The organism is Mesorhizobium sp. M8A.F.Ca.ET.021.01.1.1 (assembly GCF_003998025.1).
Classification (GTDB): Bacteria; Pseudomonadota; Alphaproteobacteria; order Rhizobiales; family Rhizobiaceae; genus Mesorhizobium.
In genome coordinates this window covers 1-7,995 of sequence record NZ_RZSJ01000259.1, presented here as the reverse complement: position 1 = coordinate 7,995, position 7,995 = coordinate 1, and the positions used below count along the sequence as shown (strand labels likewise).

At 64.5% G+C, this 7,995-nt stretch carries 10 protein-coding genes; 8 read left to right on the top strand and 2 right to left on the bottom strand.

What is annotated here, in order from left to right; translation table 11 throughout:
• From EOA36_RS19860 to EOA36_RS19825, 8 genes are all read left to right on the top strand, one after another.
• Positions 1–434, top strand: a 434-nt coding sequence (locus tag EOA36_RS19860) for an FAD-dependent oxidoreductase (RefSeq protein ID WP_127279076.1), incomplete at its 5' end; no start/stop codon positions are given.
• Positions 434–856 (top strand): hypothetical protein, encoded by a 423-nt coding sequence (locus EOA36_RS19855; RefSeq protein ID WP_127279075.1) that lies wholly within the window; start codon positions 434–436, stop codon positions 854–856. The genes EOA36_RS19860 and EOA36_RS19855, both read left to right, overlap by 1 nt.
• 11 nt (positions 857–867) lie before the next feature.
• Entirely contained in the window at positions 868–1,164 is a 297-nt protein-coding gene (locus tag EOA36_RS19850) for a sarcosine oxidase subunit delta (RefSeq protein ID WP_127279074.1), read from the top strand.
• A complete protein-coding gene (locus EOA36_RS19845) occupies positions 1,161–4,154 on the top strand; it encodes a sarcosine oxidase subunit alpha (protein WP_127279073.1) in 2,994 nt (997 codons plus the stop codon). The genes EOA36_RS19850 and EOA36_RS19845 overlap by 4 nt, the downstream gene beginning before the upstream one ends.
• Positions 4,147–4,728: a sarcosine oxidase subunit gamma gene (locus tag EOA36_RS19840; protein WP_127279072.1), complete on the top strand. Its 582-nt coding sequence runs from the start codon at positions 4,147–4,149 to the stop codon at positions 4,726–4,728. Before EOA36_RS19845 ends, EOA36_RS19840 begins: the two co-directional genes overlap by 8 nt.
• A gap of 59 nt (positions 4,729–4,787) precedes the next feature.
• A complete protein-coding gene (locus tag EOA36_RS19835; protein WP_127279071.1) occupies positions 4,788–5,012 on the top strand; it encodes a hypothetical protein in 225 nt (74 codons plus the stop codon).
• A 76-nt stretch (positions 5,013–5,088) separates the two neighbouring features.
• Positions 5,089–5,874, top strand: coding sequence for a ThuA domain-containing protein (locus EOA36_RS19830; protein ID WP_127279070.1), 786 nt, complete (start codon positions 5,089–5,091; stop codon positions 5,872–5,874).
• A complete protein-coding gene (locus tag EOA36_RS19825) occupies positions 5,874–6,923 on the top strand; it encodes a Gfo/Idh/MocA family oxidoreductase (RefSeq protein WP_127279069.1) in 1,050 nt (349 codons plus the stop codon). The genes EOA36_RS19830 and EOA36_RS19825 overlap by 1 nt, the downstream gene beginning before the upstream one ends.
• A gap of 63 nt (positions 6,924–6,986) precedes the next feature.
• Here EOA36_RS19825 and EOA36_RS19820 read toward each other — a convergent pair whose 3' ends face one another.
• On the bottom strand, positions 6,987–7,235 hold the full coding sequence (locus EOA36_RS19820) for a DUF680 domain-containing protein (protein WP_127279068.1): 249 nt from the start codon (positions 7,233–7,235) through the stop codon (positions 6,987–6,989).
• A gap of 189 nt (positions 7,236–7,424) precedes the next feature.
• Positions 7,425–7,995 (bottom strand): TetR/AcrR family transcriptional regulator (locus EOA36_RS19815; RefSeq protein ID WP_145969229.1); only part of this gene is annotated, 571 nt, incomplete at its 5' end.

Sequence of the window (7,995 nt, the reverse complement as noted above, 5' to 3'; positions counted from 1 at the left end):
GCGTGGTGATGTCGAACACGGTGCACGCCTATATCTCGCAGTCTGACAAGGGCGAACTGGTGATCGGCGCCGGCACCGATCAGTATGTCTCCTATTCGCAGACCGGCGGGCTTCACATTCTCCAGCACACGCTCGACGCCATCTGCGAGATGTTCCCGATCTTCACGCGCATGAAGATGCTGCGCTCGTGGGGCGGCATCGTCGACGTCACGCCCGACCGCTCGCCGATCCTGGCCAAGACGCCGGTGCCGGGCCTCTATGTCAATTGCGGCTGGGGCACGGGCGGCTTCAAGGCGACGCCGGGCTCGGGCCATGTCTTTGCCCACACCATCGCCAAGGACGATCCGCATCCGATCAATGCGCCCTTCACCATCGAACGCTTCCGCACCGGCCGCCTCATCGACGAGGCGGCGGCGGCGGCGGTGGCGCACTGATGATGGCGCAGATGGCTGTCGCTATGCCGCTGATGCTGGCGGGAGAACAAGGCATGTTCCATTTTCCGACAGTGGCGGAGGTGCGGCTGCAGCCGATTGCGCGCGCCGGCAACGAAGCCGGATGGCCGTTTTCGGTCGATGAGGGGACGCTCACCTGCGTCTGGAGTGGCGGCCAGAAAGTGGTGATGTTCTTCGAAGGCCGGCCGCCCGAGCTGGATGAGGACGAGGACTTCACGCCGCGTGGCGTGATCGTCACCACCGACCCGCTGCAATTGACGCTCGGCAACATGGCCAACCGCGATCTGTTTCGTGCCGCGGCAAGCGTCGAGGAGCGGCTGCGGCTCGTCGCCCCGTTTATGGCCATGGGCCAAAAGCTTTGCGATCAACCCGCCGGCGCGCGCGTCGGCCACGGCGAATTGTAGGATCAAACACGATGCTTCTCATCCGCTGCCCCTATTGCGAGGAAGAGCGCCCGGAGCTCGAATTCCGCAACGCCGGCGAGGCGCATATAGCGCGCTCGGCCAACATATCAGGCGAGAGTGATGACGACTTCGAGAAGTTCTTCTTCATCCGGTCGAACCCAAAGGGCATCATCTATGAGCGCTGGCGGCACATGCACGGCTGCGCGCGCTTCTTCAATGCGGTGCGTGACACCGTCACCGACAAGTTCGTCCTGACCTACAAGGCCGGCGAGCCCAAGCCTTCCAAGCTGCCCGGAGTTGCGAAATGAGCGGCGCGTTGCGCATTCCCGGCGCCGGGCGCCTCAGCCAGGCCAAGACCGCCCGCTTCAGCTTCGATGGCCAGTCCTACACCGGCATCGAGGGCGACACGCTGGCCTCGGCGTTGCTGGCCAACGGCGTGCATCTGGTCGGCCGTTCGTTCAAGTATCACCGCCCGCGCGGCATTCTGTCGGCCGGCGCGGAAGAGCCCAACGCGCTGGTGCAGATCGTGCGTGATGACGCGCGCAAGACACCTAACGTGCGCGCCACCGTGCAGGAGCTCTATGACGGGCTCGCTGCCAATTCGCAAAACCGCTGGCCGTCGCTGTCCTTCGATGTCGGCGCCGTCAACGACCTGGCATCGCCGCTGTTTTCGGCCGGCTTCTACTACAAGACCTTCATGTGGCCGAAGGCCGCCTGGAAGAGCCTTTACGAGCCGAAGATCCGCGAAGCCGCCGGCCTTGGCGTTTCGCCCGACAAGCCCGATCCCGACCATTATTCCTCGCGCTACGCGCATTGTGACGTGCTGGTGCTGGGCGGCGGTGCGGCCGGTATCGCGGCGGCACTTGCCGCGGCAGAGACCGGCGCGCGCGTCATCCTCGCCGACGAACAGGCCGAATTCGGCGGCAGCCTGCGCTTCGAGAGCGGCGCCAGGATCGATGGTCAGGACGGCTTTGCCTGGGCGCAAGCGGCGATCGCCGGGCTGAGTGCGATGGACAATGTCCGCGTGCTGCCGCGTACGACGGCGTTCGGCTATTACGCGCAGAATTTCGTCGGCCTGGTCGAGCGCGTCAGCGATCACCTGAAGGCCCCGGGCCACGACCTGCCGCGCGAGCGGCTCTGGCAGGTCCGCGCCAAGCGCGTGGTGCTGGCCTCCGGCGCCATCGAGCGACACATGGTGTTTGCCAACAACGACCGGCCGGGCGTCATGCTGGCGGGCGCGGCGCGCACTTTCCTCAACCATTATGGTGTCGCCGTCGGCAAGAATGTCGGCGTCTACACCGCCAATGATTCGGCCTATGCGGCTGCGATCGACCTGAAGAAGGCCGGCGTCAACGTGGCGGCGATCGTCGATTTGCGCGACAACCCGACCTGCCCGGTGATCGACGAGGCGAGGGCGCTCGGCATCGAGATCAATTTCGGTCGCGCGGTGATCCGCGCCGGCGGCAAGTTGCGCGTGTCGTCGATGACGGTGCAGGCGAAGAATGGCGGCGGCGAACGCACTGTTCCCGTCGATGCGATCCTGATGTCGGCGGGCTGGACGCCGTCTGTGCATCTGTTCTCGCAGTCGCGCGGCAAGGTCGCCTTCAATGACGAGACCAAGCGCTTCGTGCCGGGCACTTACGCGCAGGACTGCATTTCGGTCGGCGCCTGCAACGGCACCGACGGGCTGTCGGCAACGGTCGACGAGGCCTATGCGGCTGGCGCCAAGGCGGCCAAGGATGCCGGCGCCAAGACAGCCAAGGGCACCAAGCCGAAGGTGGATGCCTCGGAGAGCTGGTCGCGCGGCATGCTGGGTGCGGCACCCGGCGCCGGGCCGGACACGACGGTCAAGGCCTTCGTCGATTTCCAGAACGACGTCACCGCCAAGGACATCCGCCAGGCGGTGCATGAGGGCATGCGCTCGATCGAGCACGTCAAGCGCTTCACCACCAACGGCATGGCGACCGACCAGGGCAAGACTTCCAACATGCACGGCCTGGCGATCGCCGCCGAGACGCTGGGCAAGCCAATCCCCGAGGTTGGGCTGACCACGTTCCGCGCGCCCTACACACCTGTCACCTTCGGCGCGATCGTCAGCCATGCGCGCGGCCCGCTTTTCGACCCGACCCGCAAGACCGCGATCCATCCCTGGGCCGAGGCGCAAGGCGCGGTGTTCGAGGATGTCGGCCAGTGGAAGCGCGCCTGGTACTTCCCGAAAGCCGGCGAGGACATGCATGCGGCGGTCGACCGCGAATGCGTCGCCGTCCGCAACCAGGCCGGGCTGTTCGATGCATCGACGCTCGGCAAGATCGAAGTGGTCGGCCCGGATGCGGCCAAGTTCATGGAACTGCTCTACACCAACCCGTGGGAGAAGCTGGAGCCAGGCCGCTGCCGCTATGGCATCATGCTGCGCGAGGACGGCTTCATCTATGATGACGGTGTCGTCGGCCGGCTGGCGCCGGACCGCTTCCATGTGACGACGACGACCGGCGGCGCGCCGCGTGTCATGAACCACATGGAAGATTACCTCCAGACCGAGTTCCCGCATCTCAATGTCTGGCTGACCTCGATCACCGAACAGTGGGCGGTGATTGCGGTGCAAGGGCCGAAGTCGCGCGACATCATCGCGCCTTTGGTCGAAGGCATCGACATGTCTGACGAGGCGCTGCCGCATATGTCGGTGCGCGAAGGCAAGATCTGCGGCGTGCCGACACGGCTGTTCCGCATGTCGTTCACCGGCGAGCGCGGTTTCGAGGTCAACGTGCCGGCCGACTATGGCCAGGCGGTCTGGGAAGCGTTGTGGGCCGAGGGCCAGAAGCATGACGCCACCGCTTACGGCACTGAGGCGATGCATGTGCTGCGCGCCGAGAAGGGCTACATCATCGTCGGCCAGGATACGGACGGCACGGTCACGCCAAACGATGCCGGTCTCGACTGGGCGGTCGGCAAGAAGAAGGTCGACTTCGTCGGCATCAGGGGCATGGCGCGGCCGGATCTGGTGGCCAAGGGCCGCAAGCAACTGGTCGGCCTCAAGACCAAGGACCCCAAGGTGGTGCTGGAAGAGGGTGCCCAGATCGTCGAGGACCCGAAGCAGGCGATTCCGATGAAGATGATCGGCCACGTCACCTCGAGCTATTGGTCGCAGAATTGCGGCCGTTCCATCGCACTGGCGCTGGTCGCCGGCGGACGTCACCGGATGGGCGATACGCTCTACGTGCCGATGCCGAACGGGGTGATCGAAGTGGAGGTTACCGGGATGGTGTTCTTTGACGAGACGGGAGGGCGCCTCAATGGCTAAGGCTGCTGCAAGGACGGCCGCGACGGCTTCGCCCTCGGCAGAGCGGCGTTCGGCATTGGCCGGGCGCACCGTCTCCGCGACAGGTGCCAAGGTCGAAGTGCTGCCACCGGCCGAGCGCATTTCGCTGCGTGCGCCGGAGGCTTCGGTCCCCGCCCTGTCGAAGGCGCTCGGCGTGACCTTGCCGAAGCAGCCGAAAACCTCGGCGTCGAAAGGCGGGCGTACGGCGCTGTGGCTTGGGCCGGACGAGTGGCTTGTCATCGACGAGGCCGGCAAGGACCCGCTCGCCGATTGCGCGGAGGTTTCCGCCTTGCACTCGTCGGTCGGTATCTCGCATCGCAACATCGCGATATCCGTCACCGGTCCGGCGGCGGAAGCCGCGATCAATTCGGGCTGCCCGCAGGATCTGTCGCTCGAGGCCTTTCCGGTGGGCGCCGCTTCGCGCACCATCCTGGGCAAGGCCGAGATCGTGCTGTTGCGCACGGCCGAGGACGCCTTCAGGGTCGAGTGCTGGCGTTCCTTCTCGGACTATGTCTTTACTTTCCTGTCCGAGGGAGCCCGCGACGCCGCCGGCTGACCTCGGAACGTTTGCCGCCCACGTCCGTTGTGCGGCGACAAGTCGAGGGAGAAATGCCGATGCCGTCGAAGTCCGCGCCGAAATCTCCGAAAACCGCGGCGGTCCGTTCGCTCGAACATGAGCGGCATCAAGAGGCCGACACCGAAGAGGAACTCGAGGAAGGCCTCGAGGATACGTTCCCTGCCAGCGATCCGGTGTCCATCACCAGTTCGGCGATCCCCGGTGCACCCGCCAAGCCCGGCAAGGCCAAGACGGTGGCCGGACGCAAGACCCGCAAGCCCTGATTTAGCAGATTCCGGTTGAAGGCATCTTCCCAACACCTCCGAAGATGCGATATTCAAAGCGCTTTGGAGAGGAAAAATGCCGATAAAAGCTGTTGTCTGGGGCGAGAATGTTCATGAACAGACCAATGCCGCCGTGCGCGACCTCTATCCCCTTGGCATGCATGGCACCATTGCTGGCGCGCTTAACCAGGACAAGGGCATCGAGGCCACCACCGCCACCTTGCAGGAACCCGAACATGGCCTGAGCGAGCCGCGCCTGGCTGCCACCGACGTGCTGATATGGTGGGGCCATGCCGCCCATGGCGAGGTCAAGGACGAGATCGTCGAGCGCGTGCAGAAGCGGGTCTGGGAAGGCATGGGGCTGATCGTGCTTCATTCGGGCCACTACTCGAAGATCTTCAAGCGGCTGATGGGCACGCCCTGTTCGCTGAAATGGCGCGAGGCGGGCGAGCGCGAGCGGGTCTGGGCGATCAATCGCGGCCATCCGATCGCGCAAGGCATCGGCGAATGCCTTGAGATCGGCGAGACGGAAATGTATGGCGAGCCGTTCGCGGTGCCCGAGCCGCTGGAGACGGTGTTCATCTCCTGGTACGAGGGCGGCGAGGTGTTTCGCTCCGGCCTGACCTATCAGCGCGGCGCCGGAAAGATCTTCTACTTCTCGCCGGGCCACGAGACCTATCCGATCTATCACAATGAAGGCGTTCAGCAGGTGCTGCGCAACGCCGTGCATTGGGCACACAATCCGGCCCCGGCTTGGGCCGGCATCACCAACGCGCCGAATGTGCCGACGGACAAGGCCAAGGAGAAGATCGTCCAGAAAGGCCTGCGCCTGCATGCCGACGGTGACAAGGGGTTGAGCTGATGCACCGCCTGCTTCTGCTCGGCACCGGCTGGATCGCCGCACACCATATCGAGGAGTTCGGTCAGGTCCCGGGCTGCACCATCGTCGCTTGCGTCGATCGTCTGCCGGGCCGCGCGGCAGCGTTCGCCGCCGCCAACAAAATAGGCACTTTCTTCGAGAGCCTCGAAGCGGCGATCGCCTGGGGCGAGTTCGATGCCGCCATCAACGCGACGCCGGACCAGGTTCACAAGGCGACGACACTGGCCCTGCTGGCCGCCGGGAAACATGTCTTCTGCGAAAAACCGCTGGCGCCGAACCATGCCGATGCGCTTGCGATGAGCGAAGCCGCCGAGGCGTCCGGGCTCGTCAACATGGTCAACCTGACCTATCGCAACACGCCGGTGATCCAGGAGGCGCGGCGCATGGTGCGGGCCGGTGAGATCGGCGAGCTGCGCCACGTCGAGGCCAGCTACAGGCAAAGCTGGCTGGTCAGCAAGTTCTGGGGCGACTGGCGGGTCGACGACAAATGGCTGTGGCGCCTGTCGAGCCGGCACGGTTCGACAGGCGTGCTGGGCGATGTCGGCATCCATATCCTCGACTTCGCGACCTATGGGGCGGCCGAGGATATCGTCTCCGTGCATGCCGATCTGGTGACGTTTCCGAAGGCCGAGGGCGACCGCGTCGGCGACTATGTGCTCGACGTCAATGACAGCTTGGCGATAACGGCGCGGCTCAGCTCAGGCGCGCTGGCCACGATCATGGCCAGCCGCTACACGACAGGCCATGGCAATGATTTGTCGCTGGCCCTGCACGGCACCAAGGGCGCGATCAAGGTCGAGACCGACGGCAAGGTTTCGCGGCTGTCCGCTTGCCTGGGTGATGACGTCGATCTGCACCGTTGGCGGACGTTGACGCCGCCTGACGTCAAGCACAATGCCCAGCGCTTCGCCGATGCGCTGGACACGGGACGGAACGGTGATCCGTCTTTCCGGCGCGCCGCCGAGATGCAGAAGCTGATCGATGCGGCCTTCGAAAGTTCAGCGACCAAGCTGCCGGTCTCGATCGCCTGAATCACCGTCTGGCCGGCTGAGCCGGCCAGAACCGACTTTCCGAAATCTTGGTAGGCCGAAATCTCAGTAGGCGCTCGGCATGATCCACGGGTTCACCGTGATCCCGAGCCGCGGGCCCTTGCCGCTGGTCGTGGCTTCCGTGGAAGCTTTCTTGTCGACCGAACCGGTCGAAGCGCAATCGAGCTTCACATTGGTCTTGGTGTCGACGCAGGTCGCCGCAGTCGGGTGCTTGACCGGCTGGCTGGTGCCGGCGGCGAAAGCCGAACCCGAAAGTGCCAGCACGGCGGCGAGGGTGAGGAGTATCTTTTTCATGGTCAGTCTCCGTGTTCGACGGGCGAATTTGTTCCGTACATGTACGTTACTTCGTACAAATACGTCCGTCGATCGCGAAGTTCAAGGGAGAATCGTACACGTACGGTAGTTTTTTGTTAACCAAGAAATTCGACGCCGATTTGGGTGCCAGGTCGGCGTGGAAATCTGCGAAACCGAAAGGGCGGGCGCTCAGCAGTTGACCGGTTTTTCGGTCAACGGCGGCACGTCTTGCGTGCTGAGCGTGGCAAGGGTGAAGTCGCACATCCGCTTCACGAAAGCCTGCGCGTCGCCGAAGGGATAGAAGGGGAAAGTGATCAACAGCGAGATCGTGCCATGGCCGACCGCCCACAGCATGGTGGCAATGGCGCGCGGATCGCCGTGCAATTTGCCGGCGGCGACACAGGCCTCGACCCTGCTGATCAGCACCTTCATCGCCGGATTGCCTTCCTCCATGTCCTCGTAGCTCCTGCCTTCCGGCAGCTTGGTCTTTTCGGTCATGAAGACGGTGCGGTACTCATTGGGATTGCCGAGCCCGAAGGCAGCGTATTCGGTCATCACCGCCTGCAAGGCCTCGATCGGATCGTCGGACGGGTGCTCCTCGATGCGCCGGGCGAGCGTTTCGAACGCGTCCTCGGCCAGCGCGAAGAGGATGTCCTGCTTGTCGGCGAAGTAGGAATAGACAGACATCGGCGCATAGCCGACCCGCTTGGCCAGCTTGCGGATGGTCAAGCCTTCATAGCCTTCTTCCTGGACGAGCTTG

Excerpts from the sequence above, each read along its gene's own strand:
- EOA36_RS19820 (WP_127279068.1), bottom strand. The coding sequence starts at position 7,235 with ATGAAAAAGATACTCCTCACCCTCGCCGCCGTGCTGGCACTTTCGGGT.
- EOA36_RS19840 (WP_127279072.1), top strand. The coding sequence starts at position 4,147 with ATGGCTAAGGCTGCTGCAAGGACGGCCGCGACGGCTTCGCCCTCGGCA.
- EOA36_RS19835 (WP_127279071.1), top strand. The coding sequence starts at position 4,788 with ATGCCGTCGAAGTCCGCGCCGAAATCTCCGAAAACCGCGGCGGTCCGT.
- EOA36_RS19830 (WP_127279070.1), top strand. The coding sequence starts at position 5,089 with ATGCCGATAAAAGCTGTTGTCTGGGGCGAGAATGTTCATGAACAGACC.
- EOA36_RS19850 (WP_127279074.1), top strand. The coding sequence starts at position 868 with ATGCTTCTCATCCGCTGCCCCTATTGCGAGGAAGAGCGCCCGGAGCTC.
- EOA36_RS19845 (WP_127279073.1), top strand. The coding sequence starts at position 1,161 with ATGAGCGGCGCGTTGCGCATTCCCGGCGCCGGGCGCCTCAGCCAGGCC.
- EOA36_RS19855 (WP_127279075.1), top strand. The coding sequence starts at position 434 with ATGATGGCGCAGATGGCTGTCGCTATGCCGCTGATGCTGGCGGGAGAA.
- EOA36_RS19825 (WP_127279069.1), top strand. The coding sequence starts at position 5,874 with ATGCACCGCCTGCTTCTGCTCGGCACCGGCTGGATCGCCGCACACCAT.